Annotated in this window: 17 protein-coding genes and 1 tRNA gene; 8 read left to right on the top strand and 10 right to left on the bottom strand. The window is 63.5% G+C overall.

Annotation, left to right across the window (positions count from 1 at the left end):
- Positions 1-51 precede the first annotated feature (51 nt).
- The gene (locus ACQCST_RS14720) at positions 52-1,197 is read right to left on the bottom strand and encodes a trans-sulfuration enzyme family protein (protein ID WP_426999194.1); all 1,146 of its coding nucleotides are present in this window, start codon (positions 1,195-1,197) and stop codon (positions 52-54) included.
- 151 nt (positions 1,198-1,348) lie between these two features.
- On the opposite strand from ACQCST_RS14720, the gene ACQCST_RS14725 reads away from it, so the two are divergent.
- Entirely contained in the window at positions 1,349-1,855 is a 507-nt protein-coding gene (locus tag ACQCST_RS14725; RefSeq protein WP_426996489.1) for an Lrp/AsnC family transcriptional regulator, read from the top strand.
- Positions 1,856-2,480: 625 nt separating this feature from the next.
- Here ACQCST_RS14725 and ACQCST_RS14730 read toward each other — a convergent pair.
- Entirely contained in the window at positions 2,481-3,716 is a 1,236-nt protein-coding gene (locus ACQCST_RS14730) for an MFS transporter (RefSeq protein ID WP_426996490.1), read from the bottom strand.
- Positions 3,717-3,869: 153 nt separating this feature from the next.
- On the opposite strand from ACQCST_RS14730, the gene ACQCST_RS14735 reads away from it, so the two are divergent.
- The 4 genes from ACQCST_RS14735 (at position 3,870) to zapE (ending at position 6,760) form a co-directional block, all read left to right on the top strand.
- A complete protein-coding gene (locus ACQCST_RS14735; RefSeq protein WP_426996491.1) occupies positions 3,870-4,361 on the top strand; it encodes an Lrp/AsnC family transcriptional regulator in 492 nt (163 codons plus the stop codon).
- A gap of 101 nt (positions 4,362-4,462) precedes the next feature.
- Positions 4,463-4,888, top strand: coding sequence for a DUF1761 domain-containing protein (locus tag ACQCST_RS14740; protein WP_426996492.1), 426 nt, complete (start codon positions 4,463-4,465; stop codon positions 4,886-4,888).
- Between the two features lie 26 nt (positions 4,889-4,914).
- Positions 4,915-5,910, top strand: coding sequence for a magnesium/cobalt transporter CorA (corA, locus tag ACQCST_RS14745; protein WP_426996493.1), 996 nt, complete (start codon positions 4,915-4,917; stop codon positions 5,908-5,910).
- Positions 5,911-6,124: 214 nt separating this feature from the next.
- A complete protein-coding gene (zapE, locus tag ACQCST_RS14750) occupies positions 6,125-6,760 on the top strand; it encodes an AFG1/ZapE family ATPase (protein ID WP_426996494.1) in 636 nt (211 codons plus the stop codon).
- On the opposite strand, the gene ACQCST_RS14755 is transcribed toward zapE, so the two are convergent.
- The 7 genes from ACQCST_RS14755 to galU form a co-directional block, all read right to left on the bottom strand.
- A complete protein-coding gene (locus ACQCST_RS14755) occupies positions 6,757-7,005 on the bottom strand; it encodes an SCO4226 family nickel-binding protein (protein ID WP_426996495.1) in 249 nt (82 codons plus the stop codon). The two genes, zapE and ACQCST_RS14755, sit on opposite strands and share 4 nt — an antisense overlap.
- Before the next feature lie 83 nt (positions 7,006-7,088).
- Positions 7,089-8,684 carry an ABC-F family ATP-binding cassette domain-containing protein gene (locus ACQCST_RS14760; protein WP_426996496.1) on the bottom strand — a complete coding sequence of 532 codons (1,596 nt, stop codon included), beginning with the start codon at positions 8,682-8,684 and terminating at the stop codon, positions 7,089-7,091.
- A 64-nt stretch (positions 8,685-8,748) separates the two neighbouring features.
- A tRNA-Ala gene (locus tag ACQCST_RS14765) sits at positions 8,749-8,821 on the bottom strand.
- Between the two features lie 42 nt (positions 8,822-8,863).
- On the bottom strand, positions 8,864-9,664 hold the full coding sequence (locus ACQCST_RS14770; protein ID WP_426996497.1) for an SDR family oxidoreductase: 801 nt from the start codon (positions 9,662-9,664) through the stop codon (positions 8,864-8,866).
- 61 nt (positions 9,665-9,725) lie between these two features.
- Positions 9,726-10,703, bottom strand: a complete 978-nt coding sequence (locus tag ACQCST_RS14775) for a hypothetical protein (RefSeq protein WP_426996498.1) — start codon at positions 10,701-10,703, stop codon at positions 9,726-9,728.
- A gap of 107 nt (positions 10,704-10,810) precedes the next feature.
- Positions 10,811-11,431, bottom strand: a complete 621-nt coding sequence (locus tag ACQCST_RS14780; RefSeq protein ID WP_426996499.1) for a GNAT family N-acetyltransferase — start codon at positions 11,429-11,431, stop codon at positions 10,811-10,813.
- Positions 11,432-11,437: 6 nt separating this feature from the next.
- The gene (gene galU, locus ACQCST_RS14785) at positions 11,438-12,343 is read right to left on the bottom strand and encodes a UTP--glucose-1-phosphate uridylyltransferase GalU (protein ID WP_426996500.1); all 906 of its coding nucleotides are present in this window, start codon (positions 12,341-12,343) and stop codon (positions 11,438-11,440) included.
- A gap of 96 nt (positions 12,344-12,439) precedes the next feature.
- Here galU and ACQCST_RS14790 point away from each other — a divergent pair, with 96 nt between their 5' ends.
- The 3 genes from ACQCST_RS14790 (at position 12,440) to cpaB (ending at position 14,323) form a co-directional block, all read left to right on the top strand.
- Complete coding sequence (locus tag ACQCST_RS14790; protein WP_426996501.1) at positions 12,440-13,051, top strand: 5-formyltetrahydrofolate cyclo-ligase; 612 nt, start codon at positions 12,440-12,442, stop codon at positions 13,049-13,051.
- A 123-nt stretch (positions 13,052-13,174) separates the two neighbouring features.
- Positions 13,175-13,432: an FmdB family zinc ribbon protein gene (locus tag ACQCST_RS14795; RefSeq protein WP_426996502.1), complete on the top strand. Its 258-nt coding sequence runs from the start codon at positions 13,175-13,177 to the stop codon at positions 13,430-13,432.
- A gap of 120 nt (positions 13,433-13,552) precedes the next feature.
- Positions 13,553-14,323, top strand: a complete 771-nt coding sequence (gene cpaB / locus ACQCST_RS14800; RefSeq protein ID WP_426996503.1) for a Flp pilus assembly protein CpaB — start codon at positions 13,553-13,555, stop codon at positions 14,321-14,323.
- A gap of 12 nt (positions 14,324-14,335) precedes the next feature.
- Here cpaB and ACQCST_RS14805 read toward each other — a convergent pair whose 3' ends face one another.
- Entirely contained in the window at positions 14,336-18,487 is a 4,152-nt protein-coding gene (locus tag ACQCST_RS14805; protein WP_426996504.1) for an AAA family ATPase, read from the bottom strand.
- Positions 18,488-18,503 lie beyond the last annotated feature (16 nt).

Raw genomic sequence — 18,503 nt, forward strand, 5'->3', positions numbered from 1 at the left:
TTAATACGCGTCTAAGTGACACCTATTGCTAGCCAGTTGGGCTGGGGGCGGCTAGCGTGTGCTCTCGATGGCCTGCATAAGATCTGCGACGATGTCCGCGGAGCCTTCCAGCCCCACCGACAGCCGGAGCAGCCGCGCATGCGGTTTGGCGTCCACGGATACCGGCCGGTGGGTCAGCCCCGCGGGGTGCTGGATCAGGGTGTCGATCCCGCCAAGGGATACCGCATGCGTGATCATCCGGACAGCTGAAGGGATGCGTTCGGCGTGTTCCGCAGTGGAAACTTCAAATGCCATCAGCGAGCCGGGGCCGGACATCTGGCTACCAACGAGGCCCAGGGGATCGCATTCGGGCAGCCCGGGATAGCGGACCGCCGTTACCAGCTGATGCTCAGCCAGCGCGGCGGCAACCTTGTGGGCACTGTCCTGTTGCGCGCGTACCCGCACCGGAAGCGTGGCCAGCCCCCGGTGCAGCAGATATGCCGGCCAGGGAGTCAGGATGCCGCCTGTCACCGCACGGATCTGCCTCAGCCGCGTGGTCCAGTCCGGGGCTGCGGCTATTACTCCGCCCATGGCGTCGCCGTGGCCGCCCAGAAACTTGGTGGCACTGTGCAGGACCATGGCCGCGCCGTGCCTGAGCGGTTGCTGCAGGACCGGGCTGGCAAAGGTGTTGTCCACCAGTACCGGAACGCCGTCTGCAGCGGCCACGAGCCGGGCGATGTCCACCAGCTCCAGGCTGGGATTGGCCGGGGTTTCTACAATGACCAGCCCCGTGTCCGGACGTAACGCCGCACGGACACCGTCTGCCGCGGCGAACGTCACCTCGGTGCCCAGAATCCCGGAAGCAAGTACGTGATCCGTCCCGCCATACAGTGGGCGGACGGCCACCACGTGCTTCTTGCCACCGGCCACAATGGCCAGCAGGACCGCGCTCAGTGCCGCCATGCCGGTGGCAAATGCCACGGCCTCCGGCGCGTCCTCCAGCACGGCCACTCCTTGCTCGAACCGCGCCACCGTGGGATTCCACAGGCGCTGGTAGACCGTGCTCTGGCCCTCCACATGGATACCGCCGGTGGCCATGTGCTCGTAGGCCTGGCCGCCGTCGTGAACAGACGGTAAGGGCGCAGTGGTGGACAAATCGATCGGCACAGCATGGACGCCCTGTTCGGTGAGTCCGTCCCGGCCTGCGTGGACTGCCATTGAGTCGAGAGAAAGCACTTTGCTCCTAGTGAATTATTCGCCATTGAATGCCGCTAGTATCTGGCAATAATTCGGAGATTTATAGTCCTCGTGAATGGATTGGCCGGAATATGGCGTCTAGGATGAACTGAGAACACTTTGAGGAGGACCAGTGAGCAGCAACGCGAAGAATATTCGGCCCGGAGCCGCAATCAGCGAGCCCCTGGATGCCATTGATGAACGGCTTCTGGCCGCGCTGGTTGACGATGCCCGGATTTCCAACAAGCAACTGGCCGAGCTGGTGGGCATTGCACCATCCACCGCCTTGATGCGCACCCGCGCCTTGTCCGAACGCGGGATAGTCAAAGGCTTCGAGGCGAAGCTGAGCCTGACCGCGATCGGCCGCTCGGTGCAGGCGCTGGTGGCAGTACGGCTCCGCGCCCACGACCGCGACCAGATCGACAGGTTTACGGCGCGTGTGCCAAAGCTCCCCGCAGTACTCTCCACGTTCCACACGTCAGGTTCCGTTGATTACCTGCTGCACATCGCCGTGGCAACCACGGAGGACCTGCGCGACTGGGTGCTGGACAATCTGGCAACTGATCCGGTGGTGGGCCACACTGAGACAACGCTGGTATTTGACCACATTCAGGGTAATCACGGCCCGCTGCCCGACTGACCGGCCGGATGCGGATCGCTAGCGCCAGGCGTTCAGGCCGGAATGGGTATCATCGCATCACCGCGAAGGACCTGCAGCTCCTCACGACGGCGGACTGCCGCGCGCTGCAGTGCGCGGTACAGGTGCGGAGCGGGATACGGAAATGGCGCTCAGGGTTCTTTCCCTTCAGGGCTGGTCCGGCGTGACGCGATTGCCTTAGCTGCCTTGCGTGAAGAACGGTTGCCCGCTGAGGCAGGAACGCCAGGAATGGGAAGGTAGTGAAGTGCAGCTGGACGGGCCGGGCGCCGTCCTGTTCGCCTTCACCCCGGATGTCCGCCAGCAAACGGTCGCCGTAGGCTTCCATGGCCCGTGTGTACCTCGCCAGCTGATCGGCGTTCAACCGGGCACTCGCGGTGTTGACCGTGGCCGGCGACATCGCCAGTCCGGGTGGTGTGATCTGGATGGCGCCGCGCGGCCGTTCCCACCAGCGCTCGCGTGCCGTTCCTTTGCCCTGAACTTCACGAACGACGTCGTGCTTCGCCGGCTGGCGGGGATGGCAACCCGTGGACCGCTTGACCCGTCCAACAAGCTCGCCCAGACGTCAGGCCGTCCGGGCACCACATCGGGAAAGCAACGTTTCTTTCGGCTACCGTCTCATCGCACTGCGCAAGGTGAGCGCCGCGAGTCCCATGGCTGCCGCTCCACACAGCAACACAAATCCTGCGACCGACGCCTGAAGTCCGTATGCCGCCGTCGCTATCCCCAGTCCTACCACGGGGAGTGCACTTCCCAGGTAGGTGATGACGTACACGGTGCTGATAATCTGCGCGTGGTGTGAGGCCTCCACTTTCCCGGCCACGTCGTTGAAGACGGTACGGAAGGCAACGCCTTGCCCCAGCCCAGCGGCGATGCTCGCGGCAATCAGCAGCAGAGGGTTGCTCAAGGCGGCCGCCGCCGCCAGGAGCACCACGGACACTGACAACACCGTCAGCCCAACGGGGACCACGAACCTCCCTCGGGCGCTGATCAACTGGCTCAGGGCAGACGCACCAAGAGTCAGCCCCGCAAGGACGCCGATGATGGGACGGGAATCGGCGTGGACGATCCCGGCAAAGTATCCCGGCGCCAGGGACAGACAGAAACCAAAAACAGTAAAGCTAAGAAATCCGACGGCGGCAGCCAGCCAAAACGCGCCCCGTGCCTCCCGGGAAATGGAGGGCCTGCGCGGAGCCAGCGCCATGAGCGGACGCGGGCCCGCGGGCCCTTTGATGGCCGGGTGCGCTTTCAAGAGGTAGAGCGGCACCAGCATCATCAGGAGGGCTGCAGAGTGCACATAATAGGGCGACGATGTGGGGCCGGGAAGCAGCGACAGCAGTCCCCCGATCGCCGGACCTGCCGCCACCCCTCCGGCAGAGGCCAGCAGCGTGAACCGGGAGGCCCACTCCGGGCGGGAGGGCAACAGTTCCCGGAGTGCCGCGGAACTTGCGCCGGTTGCCAGCGCTACGGCCACGCCCTGCAGTGCGCGCCCGGCCGAAAGAGCCAGCAGGCCATCCGCGTTGGCAAACAGGTACCCGCCGGCGAGGCCCACCAGCACCGCCAACAGAAGAGCCGCACGTCGACCGATGTGGTCGGACCAATGCCCTGCCAGCATCAGCGTGATGACTAGAGCAAGCACATAGCTGGCGAACGCAACGGTGACTCCAAGCGGGGTGATCCCCAACTTTGCCTGCAGTAGGGGATAGAGCGGGGTGGCGAGGTTCGCGCCCACCAGGAGCAGGAAAATTACCGCCCCTGCCATGACCAGCCGTGCCGTAGTGGACGCGTCCCAACCGCGGCGCCCGGCGACGGCCGGCCGCATACGGAGTTCGTTCAAGACAGTCATGTCCGCCTTTGCCTGATATTCCGGCTGCCTGCACTCCTTGTGGGAGAGGGCTGTCCGGACGAAGATTGATATCTATAGAATGCGGCACGCCTGCTATTGCAGGCGGAACTTCATGTGAAAATTGATCAAAACAGTCAAACATGTTCCACCAAAATGAACCGGAGTGATTATTTGAACAACCTGGACTCCACTGATCTGAAGATCCTGCTGGAGCTGATCCGTGATCCGCGCGTGCAGATCGGCGAACTCAGCGATTCCCTGGGGATCGCCCGGAACACAGCGCAGTCACGCGTCCGGCGGATGCTCCGCTCGGGCCTGCTGCACGACGGCGGGCGGGAGATTGATCTCGAAGCGGTGGGGTACGACGTCGTCGCGTTCGTGACTATCGAAGTGACCCACCGCGAACTCGACGGTGTGGTTGGCGCCTTGCGCCTGATCGCGCAGGTACTTGAGGTGCACGAGATCTCCGGTCGTGGCGATGTATGGTGCCGGGTGGTCGCAACGGACACGCACAATCTGCAGGCGGCCCTTCGCTCGATTCTCCGGATCAAGGGAGTCATCCGCACCGAGACAGTCCTCGCGCTCCACACGCACATCCCGTACCGGACGGAACCGCTCATCAGCAGGCTCGCACAGGGCGGCTAGCCGGTGTTCTCGCCGCAGCCTGGTTCGGGCCTGGATCAACACGATTTAAGTATCCTGTGCTCTGCAGCCTCGCCGCCGGCCCGGCGGACTAGGATTCGAGCATGGACTGGCTCTCATATATTTCCCAAATCAACTGGCTGGCTGTGCTTCTGTCCTTCATCGCCACCATGGCCATCGGCTTTGTCTGGTACATGCCCGCTGTCCTTGGAAACAGGTGGATGGCGGCCATCGGCAAGACTGAGGAAGACCTCAAGAAGATCGGTGGCGGTGCGGGTATCTGGGTTCCCATGATGGTGGCGGCTGCCCTGACCGCCATCCTCCTCGCCGTTCTCATCACCAAGCTGGGCCTGGACAACGCGATCGCCGGCGGCTGGTCCGCACTGGTTCTGGCTGTGGTTTTCCGCGCCGGCGGCCGCGTGCTCCACAACGGATTTGCCGGCCGTCCCGCAATCGTGACCCTGATCGACTCCGGCCATGATCTGGTGGCCATGACCGTGTCCGGTGCAATCATCGGAGCCATGTCTTAAACGAGTCAGACGGAGATCACAACGCCATGACCATCATTGACAACGCGGTCTACGTTGACGGTGTGCGCAGCGCCGAACCCGAAAGCCTCGAGCAGACGTTCGAGACACTCTCCCGGCACGGCGGAATGGCGTGGATAGGCCTGTACCGGCCGACGCAAAGCGAGATGGCCGCCGTCGCTAGTGAATTCGGCCTCCACGAGCTGGCAGTCGAGGATGCGATCTCCGCCCATCAGCGGCCCAAACTGGAGCGGTACGACGACAACCTGTTCACGGTGCTCCGGCCTGCCCGCTATCTGGACGACACGGAAACCGTTGAGTTCGGTGAGCTTCACATTTTTACCGGCAAGAACTTTGTGGTCACCATCCGGCACGCGGAAACGGCCGGGGTGGCACGGGTGAGGCAGAGGCTCGAGAGCCGGCCGGATCTCCTCTGCCATGGACCGGAGGCAGTGCTCTACGCTCTTCTGGACCAGGTGGTGGATGACTACGCGCCGGTGGTGGCCGGACTGGAAAACGACATCGACGAGATTGAGGACCAGCTTTTCAGCGGAGACTCCACGGTGTCCCGGCGGATCTACGAGCTGGCCCGCGAAGTCATCCAATTCCAGCGCGCCATCCACCCGTTGCCGGAAATGATGGAGCTGCTTAAGCGCGGCTTCGAAAAGTACGGCGTGGAGGTGGAACTTCAGCGCAGCCTCCGGGACGTGGAAGACCACGTCAAACACGTCATTTCCCGGGCCAACTCATTCCGGGAGCTCCTGCAGAATGCCCTCACTCTGGACGGGACCCTGACGGCCAACCGCCAGAACGAGGCGAGCGCCGAACAGAATGAGCAGGTCAAGAAGATCTCCTCCTGGGCTGCCATTTTCTTTGCGCCCTCGTTCGTAGCCGGCGTTTACGGGATGAACTTCGACCACATGCCAGAGCTGCACTGGGTGTTCGGTTATCCCATGGCGATTGCCCTGATGGCGGGAATGGCCGCCCTCATGTACGCCATTTTCAACCGGAAGGGCTGGCTGTAGCGTCCTCGTTGCATCCGGGCGCCGGACGGTAGGCTGGCTGGGTGGGACACGTTGACCGGGAGGCGGCGGCAGAGCTGCTGCGGGGTGTAACAGCAGACGCCCGAGAGTCGGGTTTTGCTCTTGAGGCCAGTCAACTTGCCGCGGCTGAGCTCTTGGCTGGTTTCGGGGCCTCCGTTGTGTCCCGGGCGAAACGGCCGCACGGCTGCCCGATCCAGTGCGGCACGATCATTTTGTGCCGTCGATTGCTGTGATCAAGGAGATGATGGAGGGCGTGGAAATAGACGGAGACTCTGACTTCCGCAGGAATCCAGCCCCGGAGGGGTCCGCCGATGAAGCGAAAGGCGCCTTCCGGCTGGGCCGCATTATCAGCCCCGCCACAAACAGCCAGCTGGGTGCGTACGGACTGTTCCCGCCGTCGTCCGCCCAGCGGCGGGTGGTGAAGCCCACCACCCAGCCACTGGCCGCCAAAGCTGCTGACGCAGGGCTGCTGTGGATCAGTTTCGCGGAGCTGTGCGCCGGGCTGACGTCCACGGCGGATTATCTGGTCTTGGCCGCCGAGTACCGGATCTGGGTGATCGACGGCATACCGTCACCGAATCATGCGTCTGCCGCCGGAACGGCATCGGCCTGGCAACGGTTCAGCAACGTCGTTGATGTGCTTTATGACCAGGACAGCACTCTGTTCCTGCTGGGAAACGGACCGCTCGACTGGGGCGCCGCAGCGTCCGGGCTGACACCCGCCCGGGCTGCGATGCCCGTGGATATGGCCCGGATCGCCAGCCGGTTGTCCCTGTTGGGGCGTGTTGAGTCCCTTGCGGCGGATGCGGGAGAGGAATCCTCAGGAAGCTAGACGACCAACGGCACTGGGTGGATCTCGTCCGCCGGGTGTCCGGCCCGCACGTGAATGCGCTGAACAGCCTCCGCGGACGGAGCCTCGGACAGGCAATAGACCAGGCCGGCCACGGGGTCTGCCCAGGCCTTTTTGAAGTCAACATTTTCGTCGCCTTGAATTGCCAGATCTGCGTTATGCGCAGCCAGCAGGCCCTCGGCGGTTATTCCCACCATGTTGCGATGGACGTCCATGAATTCGGCCATGATGCGCTCCAGGTATTTAGTAGAGGGAATGGATGGGCCGATGATACGCCCGCGCTGCCAACGAGGTCAACGGGTCGCGTTGGCTAGGCCACGCGCACTTCGATTTCACCGGGTCCGGCGTTGTCGCTTCCGAAGACGAGGTGCCTGTTGGCGATCTTCTCGCTGAAGAAGCGGTCGTGGCTGACCACCACCACGGCGCCGGGAAAGTGCATCAATGCCCGTTCCATGACCTGGGTGCTGGACATGTCCAAGTGGTTGGTGGGCTCGTCCAGCAGGAGCACAGAGGCGCCGGACAACAGACACTGCGCCATGGCGACACGCGCTTTCTGCCCGCCCGAGAGGTTTCCGATTTTCTGCTTGAGGTCGGCCTCGGAGAACTGGAACATGGCGAGGAACCTGTTGACGGACTTCTTCGTGGCGCTGAAGGCCAGGCTGTCCGGCAGCGCGTTGACCGCGTGGGACACCGTGTCGGAGTCATCGAGGTCCTCCAACATCTGGTTGTACGAGACAAAACCGGGCCCCTTGGCCCAGGCCACGTCGCCCGAATCCGCCTGCTCCTGGCCCGTCAGTACCTTCAGCAGGGTGGACTTTCCGCTGCCGTTGGAGCCCCGGACCACAATGCGGTTGCCCCGGCGGATCTCAAAGCTCAGGCCGTCAAACAGGACCTTCTCGCCGTAGGACTTACCCAGCCCGTCCACCCGGCAGAGCACATCCTTGACGTGCAGCCCGCCATATATCTCAGTGATGATCTTGTCCACGGGACGTGGCGTGCGGGCCTTTTTTATCTTGGCGAGCTGGTTCCCCAAGCCCCGGCTTGCCGCCTTCGCCGCCTCGCGTCGGTCAGCGATTCCCTCCGCTTCAAAGGCCAGCAGCTCGGACTCGTGGACAAATTGCTGCTCGAGTGTCTTGAGCCGGAACTGCTTCTGGATCACGTATTCGCCGAAGTTGCCCGGATATTCATGCAAATGGAAGTTCTCCACCTCGATGATCCGGGTGACGACGGCGTCCAGGAACTTCCGGTCGTGCGAGACTATGATCGCGGCGCCTCTGAAGCCACGGAACCACCCTTCGAGCCACTCGACGCCGGCCACGTCCAGATAGTTGGTGGGCTCGTCCAGCAGCAGGACGTCCGGGCCCTCGAGGAGGATCTTTGCCAGCGCCGCACGGTTACGCCAGCCACCGGAGAGCTCGTCGATGGCGCAGAGCCTGTGCGCTTCGCTGAACCCCAGAGTCGTCAGGACGGTGTCGATGCGGCGCTTATAGTCCCAGCCATCGAGACGGTCCATGTCCTCGAACAGCTCAGACTGGCGCAGGATCAGCCTGTCAAGCTCCGCACTATCAGCGGGGTCCGTGGCGATGGCAGCATCAATCGATGCCAATTCGGATTCCATGGCCTGGATCTCGACGAACAGGGCGTCGAGGACTTCGAGGATGGTGGCCTCTCCGTTCAGCTCGGAGAATTGAGAGAAGTAGCCAACCTTGGTTCCCAACTCCAAAGCGACGGTTCCGGTGTCAGCTGGGACCTGCCCGAGGATCAGCTTCAGGATGGTGGTCTTCCCGGATCCGTTTTTGCCGATCAGGCCAACCCTGTCGCCCGGTTCAAGGCGGAAAAACGCCTCACGCAGGATCTGTGCGTTGTCGAATCGGACACTGACGTCTTGCAGCCGGATCAGGCTCACTGCGGTCCTCCCGGACTGTGGTTTCTGGGGCCGGAGTTACGTCCGGCGTCGGTACTCTGAAGGGTGGAGCTAAGGAGATTCGAACTCCTGACCTCTTCGATGCGAACGAAGCGCTCTACCAACTGAGCTATAGCCCCCGGCGGCCCCTGTCCCAGGACAGCGTTGCCAGTGTCCCTAGGCTACAAACTATCCGTGCGCTTCGCCAGCCAGCCCTCGAATGTCTCCGTGCCGTATCGCTGTTCCGGGATCAGGTTCCTGCCCTCGCGCAGGTACGTTCCCATCGCACCGGGCAAGGGGAACTCGATCACAAGGCCCTTCGAGCCTGTGGCCCGCTTCCATATCTCCGCGAGCTCCCGCATCTCCATCACTTCGGGGCCTCCGATGGTCCGCAGCCGGTGCTGTTCGCTTGACGGCCCTTCCGTAGCGGCCTCCAACAGGGCGGCCGACACATCCCCGGGGGCTATGGTCTGAAAACGTGCGCCTTTTATCACCGGGATCAGGCGCACCCTGGAAGCAGCCGAAAACAGCTTCCCGACCAGGCTGTGAAACTGGGTGGCCCGGACGGTGACTGTCTCCAGCGCAGCTTTCGAGTAGGCGCGCTCTTTGTCAGCCTCGGACCGATAGAAACCGGCGCTGCTCTGATCGCAGTTGATGATGGACAGCGCCACCGCTTTGCTTACCCCCGCCTTCTCAGCGGCGGCCAGAAGCCGCGTACCGCCGTCGGCGTAATTCTTCAGCGCCTTCCCGCTCTGCCCTTCAAGGCAATCAATCACGACGACGGCGCCCGCCAGGGCGGCTGCCAGTCCTTCGCCGGTGGTGACGTCCGCCCGGAAGTAGCTTGCGCCGCCGTGATGGCCCGGGGTCCCCGACGGCGGCGGATTCCGGCTGAGAACGGAAACCGCGTGGCCTTGCGCGATCGCCTGGTACACCACTTCCTGCCCCACCTGGCCGGTTCCACCGGCGACACAGATTCGAGTCATCCTCCGAGGTTACAGCCGTTCTGTCGGCGGGTGCTGCGGTGAGGTGTGTTCTGCCTGAATCTCAGGCGCGGCGGCGCTGCAGGACGTCGTCCAGATTGCTCAGTGCGCTCTGCGCTTTTGTCAGTGGCTTGGACTGGGCTACTGCAGGAGCGGCTGCGGCGCCCTGCTTCAGCGACGGCTTGCCAACGGCTTTGGGAGCGTCCGGCAAATCCAGCGGCTCGGGGGCCGGGCGGTCGGCCTTTGCCGCTTCCACGTAGGTGGGCTTCGGCACCTCCACCGGCTCCCATTCGGCGCCCGCCGCCGCGTCCGGCAGTTTAGGCGCCCGCACGCTGGTGTCCCCCGAAGCCACAGCCTCGGCCAGCGCTGCTGCGCGGAGTTCCCCTGCGGTGAGGGGCTGAAGTTTGAACAGCCCTGCTTCAGCATCGAAAAGGACGTTTTCGGTGAGTTTCGCGGACGAGGCTTCTGCCGTCCCGGCGGAGGCAACGGTGCCGGCCTGCCCCGAGCGGGACCGGCCGTGTCCGGCAGGTGCGCTCATGGCGGCGCTAAAGGCGGCGTCGACCCTGGCGCGACGGTCACGGACGGCGAGTCGACGGAGCAGCGCTACGGCCGCGATGCCGGCCAACAAGGCAACGCCAGGAAGCCATGCAGTCCCGATCCCGAAGATTCTGAGCACGCCAGCAATGGGCGCGATCAGCAGGGACGCAAACCCTAGCAGCGCGATTGCGCTCCGTCCATAGCGGATCCGAAAGGCGCCTTGTCGGGCCGTGCGTGAAGCGACTAGTTCGGATTTATGCCGGACCTCAGGGTGCGTGTTGCCGGATACTGATTCGCTGCTCTTCCTGGTGTCCATGGGAGTCTCCTGCTGGGCGTTCATGATCATGACCGTCCCTGCTTGCGGTTCTGCTGTTTCGGCCGACTCCGCCATCAGCTCACCAGCAACCTGAAGCTGTCGGTTCCGGAGTATGTAGGGGGCAACCCACACAATCCAGAGCGCAACAGCAACCACAAGGATCACTGAGCTGCTAAGGGGGAAGTCCACACTCAAAACCGTATGAGCATAATGCAGGCCGCAACCGCATTAGCCCCGGTGTGTCGCCGGACAGCTGGCAAATCAATGGATTTATGACGAAACTGCCCAGCCGGCCCTCAGGTTGGACGGCTCTCCAGCCATTTGGCCAGCAGGCCGTCCGGCACTTCTTCAGACGTCAGCGCAAAAGAACGGTGGTCTGACCACTCGCCGTTGATATGCAGGAATCGTGGCCGGTAGCCCTCGTCCCGGAAACCCAGCTTTTCCACCACGCGCAGGCTCGGCCCGTTCTCGGGCCGGATGTTGATTTCCATCCGGTGCAGCCCCAGGGTGCGGAAACAATGGTCAGTGGCCATGGCCACGGCGGTGGGCGCAATCCCCTGCCCCGCGCGCGACTGGTCGACCCAATACCCCAGAGTTGCCATCATGGCTGAACCCCAGACAATCGACGAAACTGTCAGCTGGCCCACGATCACGGGATCCCTGAAGCCGGGGGTCCATGCCGTAATCAAGAACGGCAGTGCCGTGGACTGCGCGGCCTGGGCGTTGAGTGAGCGCACCATCTGCCGGTAGTCCGGCAGCAATCCGCCCGGCGCCGGATTCGAGGCCTCCCATGGGGCCAGCCACTCGCTGTTGCGGGAACGGAGCTGCATCCATTCTTTTTTGTCCCGGTGCCGGATCGGACGCAGCACCAGATCACCGGATTCCAGCGTGACCGGCCAGATGTGGCTGACCCTCATGGGGTGTTACTTGGTCAGACCGGCGGTGAACCCCGGCAGCCAATCCCGCAACCCCGGGCCGAGGTCATCGCTGTCAATGGCAAGCTGGACACATGCCTTGAGATAGCTGAGCTTGTCTCCCGTGTCGTATCGGCGGCCGCGGAAAACGACGCCGTATACGCCGTGGCCATCGCCTTGACCTGCCGCCAGTTCCTGCAGTGCATCCGTCAGCTGGATTTCGCCGCCGCGTCCGGGTTCAGTCTTATCCAGCACGTTGAAGACCTCGGGGTGCAGCACATAGCGGCCGATCACAGCCAAGTTGGACGGGGCATCCTCAATGTCAGGCTTTTCAACGAGCTTGTTGATCCGGACATAGCCTTCGCCGTCGATCTCCTCGATATCTGCGCAGCCGTAGGCACTGATCTGGGAGGGCTCCACTTCGATGAGAGCGACCACGGACCCACCGGTCTTGGCCTGGACCTCGATCATGGTGCTGAGGAGTTCGTCGCGTGCGTCAATCAGGTCATCGCCCAGCAGAACGGCGAAAGGCTCGTTACCCACATGCTGCCTGGCTCGGAGCACAGCATGGCCAAGCCCCTTGGGGTCACCCTGCCGGACATAGTGGATGTCGCCCAGGTTGCTGGCAGCCTGAATCGACTCAAGCTTGGCGGTGTCGCCCTTTGCCTCCAGAGTGGCCTCCAACGCCGGGACACGGTCGAAGTGGTCTTCAAGTGCACGCTTGTTCCGGCCAGTGATCATCAGGATGTCGTTCAGGCCGACCTTTACTGCCTCTTCCACCACGTACTGGATGGCCGGCTTGTCGACCACGGGCAGCATCTCCTTGGGCATAGCTTTTGTGGCGGGCAGGAACCTGGTGCCGAGTCCCGCAACGGGAATGACGGCCTTGCGGACAGAAGCATTAGTGGTAGTCACTGGACTAATCTAACGGAGGGACCATTCATACGGTAAATATTCCGGATCGTGCGATCTGTACGGCGTCCTGCAGCGTCGCCGGGGAGGACCACTGCAATGCCAGAGCAAAAGGCGTCAGCCAAGGAAGCAATCCGCGCCATCCACCGTAGCCGGCGTGCTGAGCTGGGCTCTGCACAACGGGAAGCGGCAGGGGCAGGCATCGCCGCCCACGGACTGGAGTGGGCCGCGGAAATTTCGGGAGGCATCCCCGGCACTTTTGCCGTCTATCTCGGCGTGGGCGCCGAGCCTCCCACACTGCCGCTGATTACGGCACTCCACACGGCGGGCCACAAAGTGCTGCTTCCCGTATGCGAGCCGGACCGAATCCTGAGCTGGGTCTACTGGACTCCCGGAGGCCGATTCGTGCGCAGCCGCTACGCCCCTATTCAGGAACCAGCGGGCGAGAAGCACGGGACCGGGATCATGGCCGGCACCACCGCAGTCCTTCTGCCCGCCACGGCTGTTGACCGGAGTGGCAACAGAATCGGCCAGGGCGGGGGCTACTATGACAAATTTTTGGCAGCGTTGGAGGAAGCCCGGCTGGCACTGCCGCTTGCTGCAGTCCTCTACCGCGACGAACTCCTGCCCGCCGGAACAATTCCGGTGGAACCGTTCGACCGCGCGGTGGCCGCCGTGCTCACGCCGGCCGGGTTGGTGCAGTTGCGGTAGGCCCCGAAGCAGGATGATAGAATTGGCACTCAGGCCCTGCGACTGCTAAGGCCCGGATCCATGTAAGCGGGATTCCGGCCCAGCAGCACGGGACCTGTCGTTTGTCCCAGAGGAGGATCTCAAGTGCCAACGTATGCCTATGCCTGCAAGGATTGCAGCCACGCCTTCGACATCGTGCAGTCATTCGCTGACAGCACCTTGACGTCCTGCCCGGAATGCCAAGGGACCCTGCGCAAGAAGTTCAACAGCGTAGGCGTTGTATTCAAGGGCTCAGGCTTCTACCGGACCGATTCACGTGATGCCAAGGGCAGCACCGTCTCTGCCGCCCCGGCCGCTGCGCCGACGCCGCCCGCTGTTCCGGCACCGGCTGCCGCCAGCTGAGCAGCTAAAACCACTGCCCGAATCGGACACCAGGCTCACATCCCGACGCCGGCATCACGGTTTTCCACATAGCCCGCACTACCCCTGTTACGGCCGCACCGGCAAACGTAGCGTGGAAACATGCCAGTTACCTTCTTCCCCACCAGCAGGAACGCACGTCCGCACGCACACCCCGGCCGAAGCCTGCCGGCGGCACGTGGCGGCAGCAGGCCATCGGGCAGCAGTCCATCGGGCCGTCGGACACCGCGCCGTTGGCTCAGCGGCTGGCTGAACCGCAACCGCCGCCTTGCAGTGGCATTGCTTCTCTGCACCGCCGCAGGGATTGCCGTCCATCAGCTGACGCCGGCACCGGCCAATACTGTGACAGCGTTGGCAGCCGTGCGGGATCTGCCTGCGGGCACCGCTCTGACAGCAACGGACGTGGTACCTGTGAGCATCCCGCCGGGCATGCAAACGGCTGGTTCATTTACCGACAGCGCCGCTGTGCAAGGGAAGCAGCTCGCAGCCCCGCTCCGCAAAGGCCAGCTGCTCTCCGATGCCCAGCTTCTGGGCCCCGGACTCCTGTCAGGCACCCCGCCCGGATCAGCTGCCGTGCCGCTTCGGATGGCGGATCCGTCGTCGGTTCAGCTGGTTTCCCCCGGTCAGCTCGTCAACGTCATCATGACCAGTGGGAACGGCTATGACCAGCACTCGCCCTCGGAAGTGCTGGCATCCGGCGTCCCTGTGCTGTGGACGTCCAGCCAGGGAGGCAAGACGGGACCGTGGCTTGGTACCGCGGAGACCGACGGGCTGGTGGTTGTGGCGGCAAGTCCCGAGCAGGCCAGCCGGCTGGCCGGCGCCTCAACGCAAGGGAAACTGTTCTTTGTGCTGGTGGGCCCGGCCGCCGGATAACTTCAGCGATGGCTAACCCCAGTGCGGGGGTTTCTGTTCCTTCAGCCAAGAATCGTGATCGCCATCTGCTGCATGATCACCCCAGCGCCGGGGGTCGTCCTCAGCGGCTTTAGTGGGGACAACACCCGTTGGGGCTGCCTGCGCGGCGGGCACTGACGTTGGTGCCTCACTGCCCGAAGCGACGGCTTCCTCACTCTCGGGTGTGTTGGCTTTGTCCATAGTGCTGTCGTTCATGGCCTTCTCATCCGTGTGGCTGCTGTTCGTGTTTCCGGTGTTGGCACGCCTGTCATCATCCGGGCTCGATGCAATGGCGTCTGCATCGTCCTGAGCCGCCAAGCTACCCAGCGTGAGGCTGTCGACGTCGTCGTCCAGGAACCCCGGCGATGCTGTGCCCCGTCCCGGAAGTATGGGCTTTTCGAGACCCAGGTATCCGCCGATCCGGTCAGCACAAGCGGACGGATCGGTAAATACCTCGATGGTCCACAACGGCATATACCGCCAGCCAAGCCGTTCCAGCAGTTGGGGACGCAGCCGGCTGCGTTCGCGGACACTCATGGTTCTGTATTGCTCGGTACCATCTGATTCGATGGCTACCGGACGGGGAATTTCGGCATCTTCCTGGCCCATGGTGCTCAATGGATCAGCGGCCGCGACGACGTCAATCACGCCGTCGTACTGGTGCCAGACGCGCGCTCCCCTGGCCCTGAGCCGGTCGCCCAGATCCGCCACCAGTGGGTCTGCCCCGAGCGCCTGTTCGCTGGCGGCCGCCCGGGATGCCGGAGAACCAAGATCCGTGTTACCGGAGATCTCACGGTCCAGCAGTTCAAAGAAGTCCACGGCGCCATGCGAAAGCCTGGTCTGGTCCAGATCCTCCGGCCTGAAACAGCTGAGGATATGCAGGGAGCGCCGCGCCCGCGACATTGCCAGTGCAAACCTGGCCCGGCCACCTTCCGCGGACAGCGGACCAAAGTTATGGAGCGCCCGGCCGTGCGGTGTGCGGCCGAATCCCGGAGAGAAGATCACATGATCACGGACCAGGCCCTGGGCGCGTTCCAGATCAACTACACGGAATGACTCTGCCCCTGCCGTGAAAAAGCCGGCCAGCATCGGGTGGTTGGGCAGCTGCAACCGGATGGACTCGCCGATTCTCGCAGCGTGGCGCAGGCTGGCCGTGACCACGGCCAGGGAGGTGCGCGGCCGGTGCCGGGCATGCTCAAAGACCAGCTCAACCACACGGTTGACCTCCGCGACCACCGATTCAACGCCCTCATGGTCCGCGCTCGGCAGTCCGGTGCCGTCCGGTAGGTACTCCACCAGCAGCGCACGGTCAAGTCCCGTGGCTGACTGTCCCTCAGGCAGCCGGCGGAGGGCGCCGTCGTAAAAATTCTTACTCAGTTGCAGAACGAGGTCCTCGTCCACAGCCCGGTAGACAAAATTCAGGCGCCACGTGGCCAATACTTCGGACAGCGCTGCGAAGGCGCTGTCCAGACGATGGTGTGCCTGCTCCCCCGCAGCCAGGCGCTCCACGCCCACCGTGAAAGTGCGGGGACTGGCGATTTTGTCGTCACCGAAGGCAATGACCTGCTTTGCCCTGGCGATGGCCGGCAAAACCGCCTGCAGCGACGTTGCCTCAGCATCGAGGATAACGACGGCGTCGAAGCTCTGTTCGGCCGGCAGAAGCCCGGTCATCAGATACGGGCTGACTGACCAGACCGGCGCCAGCATGGGTATCAAATCGGGGGCTTGGGCGGTCAGTGCCGCCAACGTCACCCGGCCGTCCTTGAGCAGGCTCCGCAGCAGATCAGCCTGCCGCGGGTGTTCGGCTATCGCTGCACGCCACCGTTCGGACAGCTGCCATCGCAGCCGTGCAGCGCCACTTGCGATGTGGGCGTTGTCGGCCAGCCGGTACTCGGCTTCGAGCTGGCGCAGCGCGTCGCCGTCGGACATGGCCAGGTAATCATCACCGCTGATCATGGCTTCCAAAGCAGACTGCCACCATGCCAGTTCCAGTTCAGCAGCAACGGACCCAGCCGGAACTTCACGCTCCGCAAGATCAGCCAGAAGCTCCCCCAGCCCGTGCTCACGCATGTTTTCCACCAGCAGGGTGCGCTCCGGCAGCGTCTTCAGCGTACGCGTATCCGCTACCAGCCGCTCCAGCCGCTCCATCAGCTCGGGGTAAGGTGCATCCGTCAGGGAACCCCCGGCCGCAGTGTGCCGCAAGGCTGTACCGAGCTGGGCGAGTTCGTTGTCAAGGCCCCGGTACATCACGTTCAATTCCGCAAGTCCGGACGGGACAGCAGGGTGACGCTGGGTGGTGGCGTACTCGGCCCACAGTGCCCGTTGTTCCTGCACCAGCACCAAAGAACTGTGGAGATCCGCGATGTGGACACCGGGACGCACATATTCCTTGGCGACGCGGCGCAGCCGGGAGCGCTGCATGGATGCCATGTCCACATTCCGCTCACGCCGCCAGGCCGAAGATGCCGTTGCAGAGATGAGGTCGTGGACGGGCCTGTCAAAGATGTCCGGGGTGAACTTGTCCAGGCTCTCCCGAACCGCCATCAGGAGTTCCAGCTGCGCACCCCATTCGGCGAAGTCCGCCCCGAGACGGATTTCAGCATGCTCTGCCACGCCGCTCATTCGTTCCCGGAGCAGCGGCAGCTTTTTCTCTACAGAACGGGCCAGGCCCTGGGCTTCTTCGGTTTCCTTGCGCGTGAGGAGCCGGGCCCCGTGCCACGGGCTGGTGGTCGATGCCCGGCTGAAACTCCCCAGTTCGGCAGCCCGGTGCAGCCGGCCGGCCAGCTCCTTGCGGTCCCTGATGCTGTCCAGGACGCTCCGTTTGAGCCTGACGGTGGTTGCTGGAGCCGGCTGGATGGAGGTCAGCTCGGCCAGGGACTGCATGGCCTGGTAGGGCGAGCAACCCCAGCGTTGGCGGACGTTGTGCAGCGATGCCACATGCTCCATCAGCGCGTGCCGGTGCCCGGTCAGGGTCATATGCAGATTTCCCAGCTGCGGCTCGAGGGACTTTTCGTTGCGGACAATCGCCCGCACCAGCTGACCCTTCAGTTGCTGCGCTGTGGCCGTGCCGGAGAGCTGGAACAGGATGGAGTCGAGGCCAAGCCCCTCAAGCTGTGACGAGATCTCATTGAGGCTGGCCCGCCTGTCCCCCACCACCAGCACGGTCTTACCTTCATCCACCAGCACCCCGATGGTGTTGATGGCAGTCTGGGTCTGGCCTGTTCCGGGCGGGCTGCTGACCACCATCGAATCGCCCGAACGGGCGGCGTCAATAACGTACTGCTGGTCCGTGTCGGCATCAAGCAGAAGAAGTTCGTCTGCCGGATTCCGCTCATCCACTTTCTGAAAACGGCCCGGCTCCAGCGCTTCAATACCGACGACTTCGCCTGCGCCGACTCTGGACAATGCGGACACCAGGGCATGTCCCTGGTTGATCCAGGGATCGTCGAGGTTTCCGGAGAGGTCTGCAAAGGTGGAGACCAGCAGATTGTGCTCCACCTCAGCCCCGTGGATGGTTTTGACCAGGGTGCCGAGCCGGTCCAGTACCGGCTGCGGATCAAACCGCGCAGTGCTGTAGGCCATGCGGGTGAAGGCGTTGACGTCGAAGGCGATTCCGTGGACGTTTTTCAGATGCCGCACCAGGGCAGGATTAACATGCGCCTGTTCCGTCAGCTGGAGTTCGTAGTCGTCCTCCCCCGGACGGATCGTCAGCGAAATGGCCGAAAGCATGACCGGAGCAGATATGCGCTGCGGCTTTCCCCCCACGGCAGATGTCCACACCACCGTTCCGGCGGAAAAGTAGCCGGCATCTATGCCGCGGTCATTGCTGAGCTCGAAGATCTTTGATCGCAGATTGCGCGACGCGCGGGCGGCCACAACATATTGCTGGTGGTCGCGGATGAGTGTGGACAGCCGGGTCCGCCGGCCTGCCATCAGCTGGGCAAGGCCGGAAGGATGGGCGCCGGTAAGGTCTATGGAACCTTCGGGGGTCTTGGTGAAACGCAGCATCGTGTCTGCTCCGGTGACCGGCTTAAGCCCGGACAGCCATTTCCTGAGCTCTTCCGAGCCCTCTGGGTGGCCCTGACCAACTGACACTTCTGCCTTCTTTTCTGCGTTTGCACGTGACGCCCTTGACCATACCGGCATACTTTCGAGCGTAGCC

This window comes from Pseudarthrobacter sp. N5 (assembly GCF_050157035.1).
In the GTDB taxonomy this organism is placed as follows: domain Bacteria; phylum Actinomycetota; class Actinomycetes; order Actinomycetales; family Micrococcaceae; genus Arthrobacter.

What these genes read in the sequence shown, in the direction of transcription:
- ACQCST_RS14755 (WP_426996495.1), bottom strand. Translation starts at nt 7,005, where the DNA reads ATGGCCGAATTCATGGACGTCCATCGCAACATGGTGGGAATAACCGCC.
- ACQCST_RS14770 (WP_426996497.1), bottom strand. Translation starts at nt 9,664, where the DNA reads ATGACTCGAATCTGTGTCGCCGGTGGAACCGGCCAGGTGGGGCAGGAA.
- ACQCST_RS14740 (WP_426996492.1), top strand. Translation starts at nt 4,463, where the DNA reads ATGGACTGGCTCTCATATATTTCCCAAATCAACTGGCTGGCTGTGCTT.
- ACQCST_RS14805 (WP_426996504.1), bottom strand. Translation starts at nt 18,487, where the DNA reads ATGCCGGTATGGTCAAGGGCGTCACGTGCAAACGCAGAAAAGAAGGCA.
- ACQCST_RS14790 (WP_426996501.1), top strand. Translation starts at nt 12,440, where the DNA reads ATGCCAGAGCAAAAGGCGTCAGCCAAGGAAGCAATCCGCGCCATCCAC.
- ACQCST_RS14735 (WP_426996491.1), top strand. Translation starts at nt 3,870, where the DNA reads ATGAACCGGAGTGATTATTTGAACAACCTGGACTCCACTGATCTGAAG.
- ACQCST_RS14720 (WP_426999194.1), bottom strand. Translation starts at nt 1,197, where the DNA reads ATGGCAGTCCACGCAGGCCGGGACGGACTCACCGAACAGGGCGTCCAT.
- cpaB (WP_426996503.1), top strand. Translation starts at nt 13,553, where the DNA reads ATGCCAGTTACCTTCTTCCCCACCAGCAGGAACGCACGTCCGCACGCA.
- ACQCST_RS14730 (WP_426996490.1), bottom strand. Translation starts at nt 3,716, where the DNA reads ATGACTGTCTTGAACGAACTCCGTATGCGGCCGGCCGTCGCCGGGCGC.
- ACQCST_RS14780 (WP_426996499.1), bottom strand. Translation starts at nt 11,431, where the DNA reads ATGAGGGTCAGCCACATCTGGCCGGTCACGCTGGAATCCGGTGATCTG.
- corA (WP_426996493.1), top strand. Translation starts at nt 4,915, where the DNA reads ATGACCATCATTGACAACGCGGTCTACGTTGACGGTGTGCGCAGCGCC.